This is a genomic window from Ruminococcus sp. (assembly GCF_024691275.1).
Taxonomy (GTDB): domain Bacteria; phylum Bacillota; class Clostridia; order Oscillospirales; family Ruminococcaceae; genus Ruminococcus.
Genome location: NZ_JAILNU010000075.1, coordinates 1 through 17332, shown reverse-complemented (window position 1 = coordinate 17332; position 17332 = coordinate 1). Strand labels below are relative to the sequence as shown.

The window sequence follows — 17332 nt, the reverse complement described above, 5'->3', positions numbered from 1 at the left end:
CGGAGCTTTTCTTTTTCAGTGCTATATCGTTTCTCAGCTTAGCTTTTCACGTCAGTTCATCGCCTGTTCAAGAGCCTTTCGCGCGGCTTCGATAATGCCGTTCGAGCTGTATGTAGCGCCCGAGCAGGCGTCGATACCGTCTGCACTGACCTTTGCACCTATCTGTGGTATCACAGTGTTCATAGCGTCATTGAAATACTCGGGATCATCTTCGTCAGCCCATGCAGAAATTCCAGTTATAGCATCGTTTTCGATTGAAAGCTTTACGTGGACCTTGCCTGCGTAGCCTTCAGCTTCTGCTTCATATTCGCCGTTTTTGTACTTATATGCAGGCTGAGGCTCAGCGGCAGGAGCTTCTTCATGCTGCTCCTGTGCAGGCTCGTCGCTATGCTCCTGTTCCTCCTGTTTTTCCTCCTGTTTTTCCTCCTCAGCGGCTTTATTTTCGTCTGTTTTCTTTGTCGTTTCTGCCGATGTCGTTGTAGTTTTTGTATCGTTATCTGCTTTTTCCGTGGACTCTGTGCCGGTTTTACTGCTTTTTGCAGTAGTTACAGCGGAGCCCGCCGCAGAGGCAGTTTCGATCGCAAACGTGAAGGTCACAGCCTTATCCTCGGCTATCACAGAGGGCTTTGCCGTATTATTGCCGCTGTTGTGAGCTAAGGCTCCCAACAATGCTACAGGCAGAGCAAATGCACAGGCGCCGACAGTATTGGGTAAAAGCTTCTTTTCAGGCTTTTTATTGACAATGTAGTATTTTCTTATGCGCATTACTGCATAGCCTATAAAAACAGCGCTGTACACAAGGATACTGAAGAAATACCCTTCCCTTCCCTGCTTTGCCTTCGGCACAAAAAGCACAAGGATATGGATATAGATACAACCATAGAAAATATAGGCAAGGCGCTGTATCTTCTTCCATGTTCTTGCATTCATTTTCCTGCGTATCTTTTTAAATGACATAACTGTCAGAGGTACCATTATAAGCACCATTGCAAGACATACGATACTTGTGACAAAGAAGTCCGAGCCTGTCCTGCCGTTTATGAGATTCATTATGTACTGAACGCCGTATGTGATAATATGTGAGAATGTGAGTATTGCCGCAGTTATGGATAATTCGCCGCGTATGGGCATCAGCTTCTTAATGGGAGCTGAGCCGTTAGGCAATGCACCTGCCCACATCACGACTGCCCAGAACGCAGTACCGAGAGCTCCGCGGGAGAATATCCCGAGAACATAATCACGTACAAATCTGCTTGAAATATTTATGTCTGACTGAGTAATAACTACTGATGCCACCGTCAGGACAGCTGCCGAAATATAGAATGCCACAGGGCTTTTTTTAAGCGGCTTGTCAAGACAAAAAGCGATAATGAGCGCTATAAAAAGTGCGGTCAAGAATAACATAAAAAATACCTCTTTACAATATTTGACCTCCGCAGCATAAGCCGCAGAGGTCATATTTTAGAATGGAAATAACAATGATCAGTCTTTCTTCTTCCTGAATGCTAATGCCGATACTCCGGCAAGTGCAAGGAGAGTTACAGGAAGTGCTGCGCCGTTTACACCTGTTTTCGGGCTGTTGGACTTTGCAGCTGTTGTAGCTTTCTTTGTTGTAGTAGTTGCAGCCTTAGTGGTTGATGTGGTTCTTGAAGCTGTAGTTGTACCAGTCGTTGTCACAGCTGCCTGACCGCCGATCTCGAACTCATAGTTCTTCTCATAGCCTGTAGCTTCAACAGTGAGCTTGTACTTGCCTGAGCCGTCGAATACGTTTTCCTCTCCTGACTTTGCGTCAAGCTTTATTTCGCCTGTCTTTGAGTCGATGATAGTAGCTCCTCTTCTGCCTGCTGCATATCTCTTATCGCCGACTGTTACAGCAGAGATGTTTTTGAGATAGTTTGCAGCGTCTGTTAATGAAGCTCCGTCAGCAGCTACAAGCCTGCCGTCGGAATACTTAACAGGGATTGTGTCTGTTGTAAGTGTAAAGCTTCCTCTTACAGCTGAATACTTGCCGTTCTCGTCGGAAACTGTAAGTGTATAGTTACCGGGCTGAGCGTTGTTATAGCTTACAGTATTTCCAGAAACTGTGAAGCCGTCAGCCACTTCGCCCTTTGCCTTATAATCAGCAGGAAATGCTGAATTGTCAAATGTAACGGAGCCCTTTCCAGACTTGCCGTTATCCACCTTGATACTGTCTGCAAACTTTAAAGGAAGATAGCCGTTCTGTCCCGAAAGTGTGCTGTAACCGTTAAGTGTAATGAATGTTACCTCGGTGATAGTCTTGCCCTGTGATGACTTGTAATGCTCGGAGGAAAGTGTATTGCCGTGAGGCTCCTTTTCTTTTACACCTGTGCCCCATGAGATAGCACCGTTTCTCCAGATGTTTTCAAGGGCGCGCATACCGTAATCGGTACCCTCCTTAGTCTTTACGATAACGCCGTAGATGTCGCAGTTTGCAGGTATACCCTTGACGTTTAGCTGATAGTCGCCCCAGCTTGTAAGGCTCGATACGGTCATTTCACCGCTGAGTGTCTCAGCTCCGTTGCTGTCAACGAGCTTGCCGAATGCTGCCTTGCCATTCTCGACTGTAACAGGCTTGTAAGCCACAGGCTTCTCGGAAAGCTCAGTGAATCCCATTTTATCGCTGAGCTTGTCAAGATCGGACTTTTCTATCTCAACAGGATATGTAACGCCAAGAATTTTACCGCCGTTTTCTGTTTCGACATTGTAGGTACCTGCTGCAAGTCCGCCGTTCTGCCACTTGCCGTCATCTCCCATTTTTCCTGTAGCATTGCCCTTCCACTTTGAAGCAGTAGCGGAAGAAACTGCGTCAACAGGAACGCTGTTATTCAGCTCTGCTGCGTAAAAATCAGCATATGGGATATTCATAGTACCGTAGACTTTGTCTCCGTCAGCTGCCTTTGCTGTAAGCGGAGCTGCTGACAGAACACAGGCAGCAGCACATAAAACTGATGTAAATCTCTTCATTTCGGTTTCTCCTTATGCAAGCTTTGCTGCAAGCTCTTTAAGCTTTGCAAGGTCGTCATCGGAAGCGGCTTCGTTTACGATAAAACCCTCGTCGCTGATAAGCTCAGCGCCTGCTGCCTTTGTGCGGTCGTACCAGTTTCTCATCCATTCGCCGTCACCCCAGCCGTATGAGCCGAAGAGAAGCACCTTCTTGCCGCTTAATGAGCCCTCGATCGAAGTAAAGAACGGCTCAAATGTGTCCTCCTCAAGGACCTCTGCACCCATTGCAGGGCAGCCAAAGGCAAATGCGTCATAATCTGCTGCATTGCCGCTGAACTCTGATACCTCAAAAAGCTCTGCGTTTGCACCCTCGGCAGCCGCCTTAGCCATAGCCTCGGTGTTGCCCGTGCCGCTCCAATAAATTACTGCTGTTTTCATATATTTCCTCCTACTGCCTGAAACAAGTTCAGACCTGATTTTAATCTATCGAACAGGATCTCCCTGCAGCGATCATAAGTTTTGAATGTCTGCCGTGCTTTTTCTGCATTTTCATAGACCTTCCAGTAGCCGCACAGCACACAGTTTCTGCCCCTGTTTCTAATAAAGCCGCGAATATCTTCAACGGGATAGCCGAGAAACGCTCCTATCTCATGGGGAAAGCTTCCGCAGCCAAAGCGAAGTGAAAGCCTGTGAAGTTTTTTTCCGATACTCATATCCGATGTGTAGCCATACTCTGAGAGCAAGTCATGAACCTGCGGCATACTGAGCCAGGCAGAAAGCATTTTTTCATTGTAGATATAGACAAGTATACGTTCCCTGAATTTGCAAAGCCTGACCGTACAAAGCCCGCTGTCTGATAGTTTATCCGCAAATTCACGAAAATATTCCGTCATTGCCTGCTCACTTCTGTCAAAGGATATAAGATTAGCACATTTCACTCCCAGTAGTGTGGGAGCGCTGTGAAATGCAATATCATTCTCAATGCTCCTGCGTTCAAGCTCGGACATATTTTCGCCCCTTAATATCAGTGAGCAGCTGTTTCAGCGCACTTACGCTGGAGCTGTGTACGTGCTCGACAGGTACACCGTTTTTCTCTGAGTTCTTTTTAACGGCGCCAAGCATTTTATGTGAACAGGTACCGGTAAAAACTACCATAAGATCAGGAGTGCCAAGCTTGTTCTCGAAGTCCGCAGGCATTTGTGTAAAGACCTTGGACTTGTGATTGAAAGATTTGCAGATATCCTGATAGCGTGTTGCCATGCGGTCATTGCCGCCAACGATTACGATGCTCATAAATTCCTCCTTACTGTTAGTAAAAGCTATTATAATGTTTAAGTTAAAGAGCTGCTTAACATCAGCTCTTATCTTGAATTTATGTTATATTTGTTAGTATCACATAACATAATTATAATACCATTCAAACTTACAGTTGTCAAGGAATAAAATACCGATTTGTAAGTGTTTGACATAACAAACAAATGTATAAGAATAATTTTGTAAGCATACACAAAAATCACGCATGATAACCGAGGTTTCGCGGCAAAAAAAGCTTCTTGCGTTAGACTGCGGAAACACCTTTAAACGCTGATATTCCCCAAATAAACGCCCTCAGCTTGCTGAGGGCGTTATTCTGTTATTTATGGCATTTTCCGTGCATTGCACAGTGCTCACAGCCACAGCCGCAGCTGCCTGTTCCCTTGCCGCTTTTCCTGTCACGTATCATCTTAGCAATTATAAGTGCAACAATGGCTATCAGTATAAGAGTTACAATGATAGTTCCAAGATTTTCTGTGAACCATGCGAGCATATTACCACTCCTTTATGCTTTTACCTTAACATTGCCCTTGAGCTTTGAAGCCTCGCGGTACTTCTTAACAAAGAGCATATAACACATGAACGCGAAAATTGCTGCTGCTGCGATAACACCGATAATGTTTGCGTCACCTGTGAAAAGTCCGCCGAACTGTGTTATCATAAGTGCGACAGCGTAAGCAAATCCGCACTGATAAATGATAGCGAATGCAGTCCACTTAGCGTTGTTCATCTCACGCTTGATAGCTCCGATAGCCGCAAAGCAGGGAGCGCAGAGCAGGTTGAAAACGAGGAAAGAGAATCCTGTTACGCCTGTGAAAACTGCGCCGATATTCTGCCAAACAGTACCGTCGCCGCCGCCGTAAAGTACGCCCATAGTTCCGACGATGTTTTCCTTTGCCACAAGGCCTGTGATAGAGGCGACTGCTGCCTGCCAGTTGCCCCAGCCCAGAGGTGAGAATATCCATGCGATAATTCCGCCAAAGCCAGCAAGAAGTGAGCTGTCAAGCTGATCCTCGTCCAGCATAGTAAAGCTGCCGTCAACTGTTCCGAAACGTGACAGGAACCATACTACAATAGTTGAGATAAGGATTATAGAACCAGCCTTCTTTATGAAGGACCAGCCGCGCTCCCACATTGAGCGGAGAACGTTGCCAATTGTAGGCATATGGTATGCAGGGAGCTCCATAACGAACGGTGCAGGCTCGCCTGAGAACATCGCTGTCTTTTTCAGCATGATGCCTGATACGATGATAGCTGCCATACCGATGAAATATGCTGATACGGAAATAAGAGGTGAACCATTGAATATAGCTCCTGCTATCATTGCGATGAATGGCACCTTAGCACCGCACGGAATAAATGTAGTGGTCATTATAGTCATACGTCTGTCGCGCTCATTCTCGATAGTTCTCGAAGCCATGATACCGGGAACACCGCAGCCTACACCGACAAGCATAGGAATGAAGGATTTACCCGAAAGTCCGAACTTGCGGAACACACGATCCAGTACAAATGCTATTCTTGCCATATATCCGCAGGCTTCAAGGAAAGCAAGCAGGAAGAACAGAACCAACATCTGCGGAACGAAGCCGAGAACTGCGCCGACACCTGCTACGATACCGTCAAGGATAAGTCCCTTGAGCCAGTCAGCTGCGCCTATCTTATCGAGACCGCTTTCAATCATGGAAGGGATACTCGGAACAAACACACCATAGTCCGCTGGATCAGGCTCCTCGCCTATTCTCTCGACAGTGGCAAGTGCTTCGTTATAGTCCTCGATAGTTGCAGTTTCGTCTGTTGTTTCCAGAGTTTCCTCATCTTCAACGGAATATGTGAACTCGCTCTCGGGAACGCTTCCGTTTTCCTCAACATAAGCGTCGTATCCGTCGATTATCTGCTGTGCGCCTGCATATTCATCGGCAATTTCGGAATACTTTGATGAGCCTATGCCGAACAGATGAAAACCGTCGCCAAACAGGTTATCGTTAGTCCAGTCGGTAGCCCATGCACCGGGACCTTTCATGGCAATGAGGTAAACAAGTGTCATAATAACCGCAAATATCGGAAGTCCCAGCCAGCGGTTAGTAACTATCTTGTCTATCTTATCGGAAGCGGTAAGACTTCCTGCATTTTTCTTCCTGTAGCAAGCCTTTATCACGTCGGCTATGTAGATATACCGCTCATTGGTGATGATACTCTCGGCGTCGTCATCAAGCTCCTTTTCAGCAGCTGCTATATCTTCTTCGATATGCTTCTTTATACTGTCTGAGATATTGAGCTTTTCAAGGACCTTTTCGTCACGCTCAAAAACCTTTATAGCGTACCATCGCTGCTGCTCCTCGGGCATATCATGGAGAACAGCCTCCTCAATATGAGCGATAGCGTGCTCAACAGGTCCGCTGAAGGTGTGCTGAGGGATAGTTTTGCCGTTCTTTGCAGCAGCTATGGCAGCCTCAGCAGCCTCATCAACTCCCTTGCCTTTCAGCGCGGATATTTCAACGATCTTGCAGCCGAGCTGCTTTGAAAGCTCGTCGATCTTTATCTTGTCTCCGTTTTTATTCACGACATCTATCATGTTAATTGCGCAGACAACAGGTATGCCAAGCTCTACAAGCTGAGTTGTGAGGTAAAGATTTCTTTCGAGATTAGTGCCGTCAATGATATTGAGTATAGCATCAGGTCTTGTTTCGATAAGGTAGTTTCTTGCAACCACTTCTTCAAGAGTATAAGGTGACAATGAGTATATACCGGGGAGGTCGGTAACGATAACATCGCTGTGTTTTTTCAGCTTTCCCTCCTTCTTTTCAACTGTAACACCCGGCCAGTTTCCCACAAACTGATTTGCACCGGTGAGTGCATTGAACAGTGTGGTCTTACCTGCATTCGGGTTTCCTGCAAGTGCTATTCGCAGTTCCATTTATATCATCCTTTCAAGTTATTTGTAACTAACATTATATCAAAAAATCAAGGACAGTACGTCCTGTTTAAGAATTATTCGACTTCGATCAGCTCGGCATCCGCTTTTCTCAGCGAGAGCTCATAACCGCGGACCTTTATCTCAATAGGATCACCGAGGGGTGCCACCTTGCGCACAAACACCTCTGTGCCCTTCGTAAGCCCCATATCCATGATACGGCGTTTTATCGCACCCTCACCGTGAAGCTTCTTCACCTTTGCTGTTGAGCCGACAGATATTTCTCTAAGTGTTTTCATATTCTCACTCCTATCAGACCATTATTCTGCGAGCCATATCAGCACCAATAGCGATACGTGACTCCTTGACCTTAACAATGACATTTTCACCGAGGACGTTTATTAATGTAACATTTCCTCCTACAGTGAATCCGAGGTTTTCAAGGTGCTGACGTATAGCAGGTGTCCCTCCCAGCTTCTTGATAACCAGCTCTTTTTCAGGCTCTGCCAAACTAAGCGGCATCATTCTTCATCCTTCCATTCCGTTTATTTTTATGTGTAATTTAGTAGTATAATTTATTTCTTGATTTAGTTAGCGATTTATAACATTTAAATAATATCACCTTAGAACCGATTTGTCAACGATTTAAAAAGCTGTTAAATAAAGTTTGTAGACTATAACAATTTATAAGCACTATCTAACATTTATTTTGTTGTTAAATAAGGAATAATCTGCACGTCTTGCTGTACTGATATGTATGTAAGCCTTGACCAACAATACCGTTATTACAGGAAGTTCCTCAGCAGCTAAGAATATCAAAATCCTATATTTGTTCGGCAATTTCACTCTATTAATGCTCCATGAACCTCAACAATTGTTAGTATTTACAAATATATTTATTTCCAATTGACAAGGGGAAACAACGATGCTAAAATATATTTGTTAGATGTATCTAACTATGCTGAATCATTATAGCAGGCTCCTTTCGGTCATACAAAATAAGTGCGAATATTTTTGTATGTTTGAGCCTGCTGACGTCAATAATGTGAGTATTCACATTAAATATATATAACAGGAGAAAACTATGGACTATTTAGAAATCGAAAAAGTTGTTGGTCGTGAGATACTCGACTCACGAGGAAATCCTACCGTCGAAGCTGAGATAACTCTTGCAGACGGCACATCGGCAAGAGGTACAGCTCCAAGCGGCGCATCAACCGGCGAATTTGAAGCACTTGAGCTCCGCGACGGCGGCGAGCGCTACCTCGGAAAGGGCGTAACAAAGGCTGTTACCAACATCAACACTGTCATTGCCGAAACTATCACAGGTATGGACGCTTCTGACATCTATGCTGTTGATGCGGCTATGATAAAGGCTGACGGCACAAAGGACAAATCCAACCTCGGTGCAAACGCTATACTCGCAGTTTCTATCGCCTGTGCCAGAGCAGCTGCGGCTTCACTGGATATTCCGCTCTATCGCTTCCTCGGCGGTATTCAGGGCACAAAGCTCCCTGTACCTATGATGAATATCCTCAACGGCGGTGCTCACGCTGACAGCGCCGTTGATACTCAGGAATTTATGATAATGCCAGTTGGTGCTCCTTCATTCAGTGAGGCTCTCCGCTGGTGTGCAGAGGTATTCCACACATTGAAAAAGCTCATCAAGGATATTGGTGACGTTACCGCTGTCGGCGACGAGGGTGGCTTTGCTCCAAATAAGCTCACATCTGACGAGGAGGCTATCGAGAAGATACTTGAAGCTGTCAAGGCAGCAGGCTTTGAGCCGGGCAAGGATTTTATGATAGCTATGGACGCCGCTTCCTCAGAGTGGAAGAGTGAAAAGGGCAAAGGCTTCTATAAGCAGCCAAAAAGCGGTAAGGAGTTCACTTCTGACGAGCTTATCGCACACTGGGAAGCACTCGTTGACAAGTACCCCATTATCTCAATTGAGGACGGTCTTGACGAGGAAGACTGGGAAGGCTGGCAGAAGATGACAGCCAAGATCGGTCACAAGGTACAGCTTGTAGGCGACGACCTTTTTGTAACAAACACCGAACGCCTTGCAAAGGGTATCTCCCTCGGCGCAGGCAACTCGATCCTCATAAAGCTCAATCAGATAGGCTCTGTCTCTGAGACACTTGAAGCTATCAAAATGGCTCACAAGGCAGGCTACACTGCAATTTCATCACACCGTTCTGGTGAGACAGCCGATACAACTATCGCTGATCTTGCCGTTGCACTCAATACCTGCCAGATAAAGACAGGCGCACCTTCACGTTCAGAACGTGTTGCAAAATATAATCAGCTTCTTCGTATTGAGGAGCAGCTTGGTGCTTCAGCCTGCTATCCTGGTATGGGAGCATTCAACGTAAAGAAATAAATCATAAATGAAATCTTCTTAAACCTTCCTATTCATAACAAAACTCGCCTAAGGCTTATCCTCGGGCGAGTTTAGTTTTTATACGCTGTTCTATGCTATATGCTTCTCTATGTAATCAACGACCTCGCCGCGGTCTATGTCAAGGGCGTAGGCAAACTCCTCAAAAAGCATATTCTCAGCTAAATTAAGATAATTCTCATCAGCTGACCGCAGCTTCTTTCCCACGGCATTGAGCTCCTTTCTGCGAAGATACAGCGTCTTTATCAGCATGATCAGCTCATGATGATCTGCCTCCTTCAATATCCTGCTGTACTCCTCCTTGCGCTTTATATCATTGTCTATCCAGATAAGCTCATCTGAATTCATATGAGAAATAAGCTCGTCCGCCTCTGTCTTTGAGCACACCGAATGAAGCTTGCTGAGAGCGGCTTTGTTTTCTGTCGGAACATAAAAAGCATTTTTATCTGAATTTACAGGTCTCAGGATAAAGTATTCCTGTTCCTCCCCTGTAAAATTCCGCTTTTCTACCGCAATAATCTTACATATACCAAATGTTCCGTACATTACAACATCATCAACGTTATACATAAGTATCACCTCAAAAAAAATAGAACGCATAACAAACAACTGGACTTACGCAGAAATTGCTACACGTTCTTTAGGGCATCTCTAAAAAACCACTTTTGAGAAAAAACAGCTATGCACGGCATATTCTGTGTCAAACTCCCTCGGAGCGCGTCAGCACGCCTTCGGGAGCTTCCCTTGCCACTGCCGCACCTATCTGGTTTTTTCTTTGACCAAATAGGTTTTTAGAAATGCCCTTTATATTATTTTATCACATCGTGCAAAAAGATTCAAAGGCATTTTTGCACAAATTTCACAGCCATAGATCATCAATTTCTTGATTATTGGCTTTATCCAAGAGCTACATCAAGGCTCATCATAAGCGTAAATCCCACCGAAAACATTATAACACCGATATTCGAGTGTTCACCCTCTGACATTTCGGGAATGAGCTCCTCCACAACGACATAAATCATTGCACCTGCGGCAAAGCTAAGCAGATACGGCATTATTGGAAGCAAACGACTTGCAAAGAGTATGGTCAGAAGCGCTCCCAGCGGCTCTACAGCTCCTGAAATAACACCGTCAGCAAAGGCTTTTGCCTTGCTTTTTCCCTCTCCGTGAAGCGGCATGGAAATAATAGCTCCTTCGGGGAAATTCTGTATCGCAATGCCGAGAGCCAGTGCCAGTGCGCCGCCGGCGGTCATATCAGCAGAGCCTGTCAAAAAACCTGCATATACTATTCCCACAGCCATTCCCTCAGGGATATTATGCAGAGTCACCGCAAGAACCATCATCGTTGTCTTGGCAAGTCTCGTTTTGGGACCTTCAGCTTTTTCCGAATTCATATGAAGATGAGGGATAAGACTGTCAAGCATAAGCAGAAACAGGACACCGCACCAAAAGCCTGCCACCGCAGGCAGAAATGCAAGCTTTCCCTTATCATCAGCCATATCCATTGCAGGAATGATAAGGCTCCATATTGAAGCAGCTGTCATTACCCCTGCTGCAAATCCCGTCAATACACGCTGAACTCCTCTGCTCAGGTCGTGCTTCATAAAAAATACACAGCCCGAGCCGGCAGCTGTGCCGATAAATGGCAGCAGCAAACCACTTATAATTTCTTTCTGCATAATGCACCGCCTTTCTGATATTATTTTATTAATGTACAAACTAAATTTTGAGTACACCAAAAGATACTGCGTAAGCTAAGCTTTGTTAGGCTTTTCTAACCCAAAAACTATTATAACATATTATTCCAGGAATAGCAAGCTGCGCGGAATAAAATTTCCTGCTCTACAATATTTTTACGCGAAAAAGGCTGCGGCGGCTCGCCGTTTATAACATATTATTTCAGAAATAGCAGGCTGCGCGGAATAAATTTTTCTGCTCTGCAATACTTTTATGCGAAAAAAGCTGCCTCATACAGAACAAAGGATACATTTACAAACCTTTTAATCCAGGCTCGTAAACCATAATCCCGTTAAGACAAGGCAGCTATGAATTATTTTATTATTTTTTATTTGAAACAGGCTCATAGATCACTCTGCACAGCGGATAAGCATTCCTGAGTTTTAATATGATAGTGTTACAGTGATATTCCCCTTGCCAAACAGCTCGGAAAGTTGCTCCCCTGTAATATTGTCAATATGTCCCAGCTTTGTATAGCTCCATGTATTCGAGTTGTAGAATATCGTCATCTGATTGCCCTGATAAAGCATAATATCGCCTGCTTCGGTCACAATACGCTCATCGCTTTTAGTAAGTGCCCACGGCAGCTTACCGACCTTTTCAAATCCGCCGTACTCATTCAGCGTAACTGTTACAGGCTCAGCTTTCAGCTTCTCCGCAAGCTCCTTTGCAGCGGCGCTGTCAGCAAGCGAGGCAGTAAGCTCTGTTCCGTTTACAGATATTTTCAGCTTCATATCTTCTTTTCCTTCATTAAGCGGAAGTGTGTCATACCACGCTTTCACATAGTTCTTTGCGGCGCTTGCAGGAAAACGTCTGCCTTCAAGCTGTTTTCCGATAGGAACAAGCTCTGCAATATTCTTTTCACTTGCAGCGATACCGCTGCTGCCTGATGTGCAGAACGGGATAACTGTCTTGTCAGAAAAATCATAGCTTTCAAGGAAGGTATCTATGATTCTGGGCTCTTGTCCCCACCATATCGGGTAGCCTAAGAATATGGTATCATATCCGTCAATAGATGGCAGCAAGACTGCTATCCCGGGACGTACTGTCTTGTCATTCTGCTCCTTGTTTGCACGGCAGCTGTCGTCCTGATACTTTATATCATCGTCTGTATAAGGCACACTTGCCTCTATAACATAGCTGTCCGCATTGGTCAGCTCTATAAGGTACTGTGCGATCTTTTCGGTATTTCCTGTGCGCGAGAAATATACTACAAGTGTATCTTTATCAGACTTAGAAGCCGTATCCTCCAGTATCCTGCGTCTCATAAGACACAGGTCGAATGTGTCCCAACGGTCGTCGCCGTTCATATCATAGGGCTTTCCTGCCAGCTCCTCTTTCGCAGGCTTTGCAAGAATGAAATCCTGTAAATTGCGAACGTCTTGTGCAGTGTATTTATATGAGGAAGACGTTTCCGTCCCCTCAGCCGCCAGAGTCTCTGCTTTACTTGTCTCATTGAGTGAAACAGCAGATAACTCAGTGGAAACAGTATTGTTTTCTGAAGCAGCAATGCAGGAAGAAAAGCTCATAACCGCAACGCTTGTCAGTAGTAAAAACAGATTTTTCATAGTTCGCCTCCATATAATAAGTACAGGTTTATGGATTTATATTCCCTACAGTGAAGAGTATAAGTCCCGATTATTTATTGTCCTTTACCCACTCTCTTATTTCAGACTCATTATCGTTTACAGATCCGCCCCTGACAGAAAGTCCCTCAATAATGTTTGCATCAGGTTCGAGTTCTTTTATCTTATTTATGGTATTTGAAAAACCGCTGCCTTCATGTGTAACGAATACCACTATTTTTTTACCCGAAAAATCATATCTGTCAAAGAAAGAATACACAGGCATCGGAAGATCTCCCCACCAGTTAGGGAAAGTAAGCCATACAGTATCATATGAGCTGAGGTCGTCAGGCATATCTGTAAGTTCAGGTCTTTCACCTTTATTCTGTTCAACATGAGCATCTTCTACTGTGGCATCATAATCAACAGGATATTTGTCTGATGTGATTATCTCAAAAGTTTCACATTCTGCTTCATCAGCTATCCATTCAGCTATAAGCTGGGCATTTCCTTTAAGCTCACCGTCTTTCAGATTGAGACTTGCACTTGATACTGCGTCCGCATTCTGTGGAAAATCAGTATTTCCGACACGGCTGAAATACACGGAAACTGAACTGCTTTTAGTTGCCGTCACCTTCTCGGTGGCTTCAATGTTTTCACTGTTATCGCCAATATCTGCATAATTGCTTTCTGTTATTTCTGTAGTACTGCTGCTGTTTGTATTTGAAGAACTGTTATCAGCAGTACTGCTATTATTTTCTTCCGCATCAGCACCCTTTGCAAAAGTTCAGTGTCTTATCCTTCAGTGTAATGAATTCGACGTTATGACCTGCGTCCTCTGCGCCCTTTGCAGCCTGTCTTGCAAGTGCTTCGGAATTGCTCCCGCTGCGGAGACTTGATGATATTACAATTACTCTTTTAGCCATTTTCCTTCTCCTTATTTCAGATATTCGCGATAGAACTCTTCTATCTTATCAAATGGGATATAATTTTTATCTCCGCCGTCATACAGGTCCGTATGAACTGCATCAGGAATTATCATAAGCTCTTTGTTATCGGCATATTTGCTATCCTTTGTCATAGCAGCATAAGCGTCCTTGCTGAAATAGCATGAGTGTGCTTTTTCACCGTGGATAAGCAGAACAGCACTTCTTATCTCGCTGCTGTAGGTATTGATAGGCTGATTCATAAACGACATACAGCCTATAACATTCCAGCCGCCGTTCGAGTTAAGCGAGCGCTCATGATATCCTCGATCTGTCTTATAGTAATCGTGGTAGTCTTTAACGAAGAAAGGAGCATCATCAGGAACAGGATCTGCTACACCTCCGCCCAAAGTATATTCACCGTTTGCATAGTCAGTTGTACGCTGTGCGTTGAGAGACTTCTTTGAAGCATAACGAGCTTCCTCATTATCCCCTTCGTCAAAATATCCGTTGGCGTTTACACGTGCCATATCGTACATTGTAGCTGTAACGGTTGCTTTGATACGGGTATCAATAGCTGCTGCGTTGATCGCCATGCCGCCCCAACCGCAGATACCGCATATTCCCAGCTTATCAGCATCAACATTATCCTGAACGGAAAGAAAATCTACAGCTGCCTGAAAATCTTCGGTATTTATATCAGGAGAAGCCATATATCTTGGCTGACCACCGCTCTCACCTGTGAATGATGGATCAAAAGCTATGGTCAGAAATCCACGCTCGGCAAGAGTCTGTGCATACAAGCCGCTGCATTGTTCCTTTACTGCACCAAACGGTCCGCTGACAGCAATTGCAGGCAGTTTTCCCTCTGCATTCTTAGGAATATACATATCAGCTGCAAGAGTGATACCATAGCGGTTGTGGAATGTGACCTTTTTGTGGTCTACTTTGTCAGACTTTGGAAAAGTCTTGTCCCATTCCTGTGTAAGTGCCAGATCTTCAGTGTAATTCATAGTATTTCCTCCTGTTTCTGCCATATCAGTACTTAGCATTTCCGTTGAAGATGCTTCCTGCTGTGAAATATTTGGTGTTTCAAGATCGCTCTTAGCTGTATTGCTTGGTGCATTGCCGCAGCCTGTGAGTAAAGCAGTACAGAGACATATCATAATTCTTGTCAGACGGATCTTTCTTTGTTTCATATTAATACTCCTCTTATGTAGTGTGATTAGTGATTAGTAAAGCTTTACTGATATGATCATGATATTTTTATCGTGTTGGTGAAGCAGACGGATCTTTCAGCTCAGTCTGTCAGATAATGCTGAAACGCTCATCTTTCTCTGATAAATTTAAAGATTCAATTGTCACATCAATATCTGCCGCGGATTCACCTTTCTGTGCTTTTATTCTATCACAAATCCTAAGAAATAGCAAATACTTTATAAGCAAATCAAGATATGCTTCCAAAGCATATCTTGATCGACATATCGGCTGGATACCCCACTGAGATCCGCCGCATCTTCATTGACTTTTCCGGTGATACTGTGTATAATTAATGTGTACTCAATATCCGCTTTTTGGCGGGTATTGAGTTAAAATTATTTAATACGGAGGTAATCAAAATGAGAAAGAATTTAGGCGTACAGCCTGCACTGTTCCCGATGCCGGTGACAATTATTGCAGCATACGGAGCTGACGGCAATATCTGTGCAATGAACGCTGCATGGGCACAGATCTGCGATATGGATAAGATCGCACTCTTCATCGACGCTGACCACAAAACTACAAAGAACATCATGGAAACAAAGGCGTTCACAGTAAGCATTGCAGATGTTCCGAATATGGAAACTGCCGATTTCTTCGGTATCGCAACAGGTAACAAGATGACCGATAAATTTGCGAGAAGCGGCTGTCACGCTGTAAAGAGCGAGTTTGTCAATGCTCCGATCATTACAGAATATCCCGTAACACTTGAATGCGAGCTGTTGGAGGAGGTCAATACCGAGAATATGCACGCTATCGTCGGCAAGATAGTAAATGTAAGTGCTGAGGAAAACGTTGTCGGTGACAAGGATAAAATACTGCCCGAAAAGGTAAATGCTCTGATCTTCGATCAGTACAGAAGCGGTTACTTTGCTGTCGGCGAAAAAGTAGGTCAGGCATGGAATGCAGGCAAGGGACTTATGAATAAATAATGTGCCATCAATAACCGTCCTAAGACGTTTATTGCCCTGATCTTCTGTCAGCCTTGCTGCACGGCAGAGATGCATCTTTTTCCCACAATCAGCACAATAACAGCTGATTTTTATAACAGACTGTTTCAAAAATACCTGACAAACTGTAACGCAATCACCATAATTATATAAGAGGTTATACAATTCAGACTTTCATGGCAGATGCAAATGCTTTGAAAGCCTTACTCCCTAAGGAGTATACACTTAAATAAATATCAACATCAGCACTGACATCAGAGGAAAATGCTGTAGTGATCAATTACAGCATTAAACAGCAGGAAAGAGGATCTTAAAATGAAAAGAATGAACATTATCACAACACTTATTATCACAGCTGCTCTTACAAGCTGCGGAAAAGTCAATGAGGGTACTGCATCTGTGAGCAAACCGACTGTTACGACTGTTGCCGAAGCAGTTACGACTACTGCTGCCGAGTCACAGACTACAACAGAAGCCGCTTCAGAAAACAGTGCCGATAACCGCAAAGAGGAATAAAGCACTGTCGCCGACGGCAATTCCACAAAAATCGGCGTAGATCGCGCCACAGCTGTCAGCAATGTAAAGGAGCTGGCAGGTTCGGGTGCAAATATCGTCAGCGTTACAGAGGGAACAAGTCCCGAAGGATTTAGATGCTGGGTAGTTGTTGTTGAACCTGTAACCACCGAAAACGTTCCCAAGACTGTAACTTACTATTCAGGCTACCAGTTCTGCTATCCTGATAAAAGCAGCGATACAGACGGTGATCAGAATCCGATGATGAATTACATCGGCAATTATTCTAACGGCAGGGCTATCATGAATGTCTCCTGCATCGGTACGGATCAGGCTTCGATAAAGATCACATGGAGCGGCAATGCTGCCGATTCTTCCATATGGACAATGAGCGGTAATGTCACCACTACTCCCGAGACAGTTACAGTGACATACAACAATTGCATAAAGAGATCCGTCAGCTATGCAGAGGACGGAACGATAACCAGTGATACAACAGAGTACACGGACGGCAGCGGTACGATAGACTTCATGGCTGATGATTATAATGCTTATTGGCATGATTCACAGGAAAACATTTCAGGCGAAGTTCCCTTCTCTTTCTATAATGAGTAAAAAGTATCATAGAAAAAGCGCCGAATGGGAACTGGAGTCTATCCTAAAATTTGTGTAAACCTCCAAAGTAGTGTATAATAGAAGAGACACTACTTCGGAGGTTTTAATTATGAGCAGAAGGCGAAGAAACGAAACAGAAGAGCAGCGTGCAAGAAGAGAGCTGATAAGCGATT

Annotated in this window: 19 protein-coding genes; 4 read left to right on the top strand and 15 right to left on the bottom strand. The window is 44.4% G+C overall.

What is annotated here, in order from left to right:
* Window positions 1-51 precede the first annotated feature (51 nt).
* The 9 genes from K6G33_RS08775 to K6G33_RS08735 form a co-directional block, all read right to left on the bottom strand.
* Window positions 52-1404: an FMN-binding protein gene (locus K6G33_RS08775; protein WP_296778444.1), complete on the bottom strand. Its 1353-nt coding sequence runs from the start codon at window positions 1402-1404 to the stop codon at window positions 52-54.
* A 78-nt stretch (window positions 1405-1482) separates the two neighbouring features.
* Window positions 1483-2985: a hemoblobin-interacting domain-containing protein gene (locus tag K6G33_RS08770; protein WP_296778441.1), complete on the bottom strand. Its 1503-nt coding sequence runs from the start codon at window positions 2983-2985 to the stop codon at window positions 1483-1485.
* A 12-nt stretch (window positions 2986-2997) separates the two neighbouring features.
* Window positions 2998-3402 (bottom strand): flavodoxin, encoded by a 405-nt coding sequence (locus tag K6G33_RS08765; protein WP_296778438.1) that lies wholly within the window; start codon window positions 3400-3402, stop codon window positions 2998-3000.
* The gene (locus tag K6G33_RS08760; protein WP_296778435.1) at window positions 3399-3971 is read right to left on the bottom strand and encodes a DUF3793 family protein; all 573 of its coding nucleotides are present in this window, start codon (window positions 3969-3971) and stop codon (window positions 3399-3401) included. The genes K6G33_RS08765 and K6G33_RS08760 overlap by 4 nt, the downstream gene beginning before the upstream one ends.
* Window positions 3958-4257, bottom strand: a complete 300-nt coding sequence (locus K6G33_RS08755; protein ID WP_296778433.1) for a DUF2325 domain-containing protein — start codon at window positions 4255-4257, stop codon at window positions 3958-3960. The genes K6G33_RS08760 and K6G33_RS08755 overlap by 14 nt, the downstream gene beginning before the upstream one ends.
* A 340-nt stretch (window positions 4258-4597) precedes the next feature.
* A complete protein-coding gene (locus tag K6G33_RS08750) occupies window positions 4598-4771 on the bottom strand; it encodes a FeoB-associated Cys-rich membrane protein (RefSeq protein WP_296778431.1) in 174 nt (57 codons plus the stop codon).
* 12 nt (window positions 4772-4783) lie between these two features.
* Complete coding sequence (locus K6G33_RS08745; protein WP_296778428.1) at window positions 4784-7195, bottom strand: ferrous iron transporter B; 2412 nt, start codon at window positions 7193-7195, stop codon at window positions 4784-4786.
* 74 nt (window positions 7196-7269) lie between these two features.
* On the bottom strand, window positions 7270-7491 hold the full coding sequence (locus K6G33_RS08740) for a ferrous iron transport protein A (protein ID WP_296778425.1): 222 nt from the start codon (window positions 7489-7491) through the stop codon (window positions 7270-7272).
* A gap of 13 nt (window positions 7492-7504) precedes the next feature.
* Window positions 7505-7717: a FeoA family protein gene (locus tag K6G33_RS08735; protein WP_296778423.1), complete on the bottom strand. Its 213-nt coding sequence runs from the start codon at window positions 7715-7717 to the stop codon at window positions 7505-7507.
* Window positions 7718-8276: 559 nt separating this feature from the next.
* Here K6G33_RS08735 and eno point away from each other — a divergent pair.
* A complete protein-coding gene (gene eno, locus K6G33_RS08730; protein WP_296778419.1) occupies window positions 8277-9575 on the top strand; it encodes a phosphopyruvate hydratase in 1299 nt (432 codons plus the stop codon).
* 90 nt (window positions 9576-9665) lie between these two features.
* On the opposite strand, the gene K6G33_RS08725 is transcribed toward eno, so the two are convergent.
* From K6G33_RS08725 to K6G33_RS08700, 6 genes are all read right to left on the bottom strand, one after another.
* Complete coding sequence (locus K6G33_RS08725; RefSeq protein ID WP_296778416.1) at window positions 9666-10163, bottom strand: CarD family transcriptional regulator; 498 nt, start codon at window positions 10161-10163, stop codon at window positions 9666-9668.
* A 326-nt stretch (window positions 10164-10489) separates the two neighbouring features.
* On the bottom strand, window positions 10490-11272 hold the full coding sequence (locus K6G33_RS08720) for a ZIP family metal transporter (RefSeq protein WP_296778414.1): 783 nt from the start codon (window positions 11270-11272) through the stop codon (window positions 10490-10492).
* Window positions 11273-11713: 441 nt separating this feature from the next.
* Window positions 11714-12898, bottom strand: a complete 1185-nt coding sequence (locus K6G33_RS08715) for a flavodoxin (RefSeq protein ID WP_296778411.1) — start codon at window positions 12896-12898, stop codon at window positions 11714-11716.
* A 70-nt stretch (window positions 12899-12968) separates the two neighbouring features.
* Complete coding sequence (locus K6G33_RS08710) at window positions 12969-13529, bottom strand: flavodoxin (RefSeq protein WP_296778408.1); 561 nt, start codon at window positions 13527-13529, stop codon at window positions 12969-12971.
* A gap of 133 nt (window positions 13530-13662) precedes the next feature.
* On the bottom strand, window positions 13663-13821 hold the full coding sequence (locus K6G33_RS08705) for an NAD(P)H-dependent oxidoreductase (RefSeq protein ID WP_296778406.1): 159 nt from the start codon (window positions 13819-13821) through the stop codon (window positions 13663-13665).
* Between the two features lie 11 nt (window positions 13822-13832).
* On the bottom strand, window positions 13833-14834 hold the full coding sequence (locus K6G33_RS08700; protein ID WP_296778596.1) for an alpha/beta hydrolase: 1002 nt from the start codon (window positions 14832-14834) through the stop codon (window positions 13833-13835).
* 606 nt (window positions 14835-15440) lie between these two features.
* On the opposite strand from K6G33_RS08700, the gene K6G33_RS08695 reads away from it, so the two are divergent.
* The 3 genes from K6G33_RS08695 to K6G33_RS08685 all read left to right on the top strand — a co-directional run bounded on the left by K6G33_RS08695 (window position 15441) and on the right by K6G33_RS08685 (window position 17159).
* Entirely contained in the window at window positions 15441-16013 is a 573-nt protein-coding gene (locus K6G33_RS08695; RefSeq protein ID WP_296778403.1) for a flavin reductase, read from the top strand.
* Window positions 16014-16346: 333 nt separating this feature from the next.
* Window positions 16347-16547 (top strand): hypothetical protein, encoded by a 201-nt coding sequence (locus K6G33_RS08690; protein ID WP_296778402.1) that lies wholly within the window; start codon window positions 16347-16349, stop codon window positions 16545-16547.
* A 258-nt stretch (window positions 16548-16805) separates the two neighbouring features.
* Window positions 16806-17159, top strand: a complete 354-nt coding sequence (locus tag K6G33_RS08685) for a hypothetical protein (RefSeq protein WP_296778399.1) — start codon at window positions 16806-16808, stop codon at window positions 17157-17159.
* The last annotated feature ends 173 nt before the right edge of the window (window positions 17160-17332 follow it).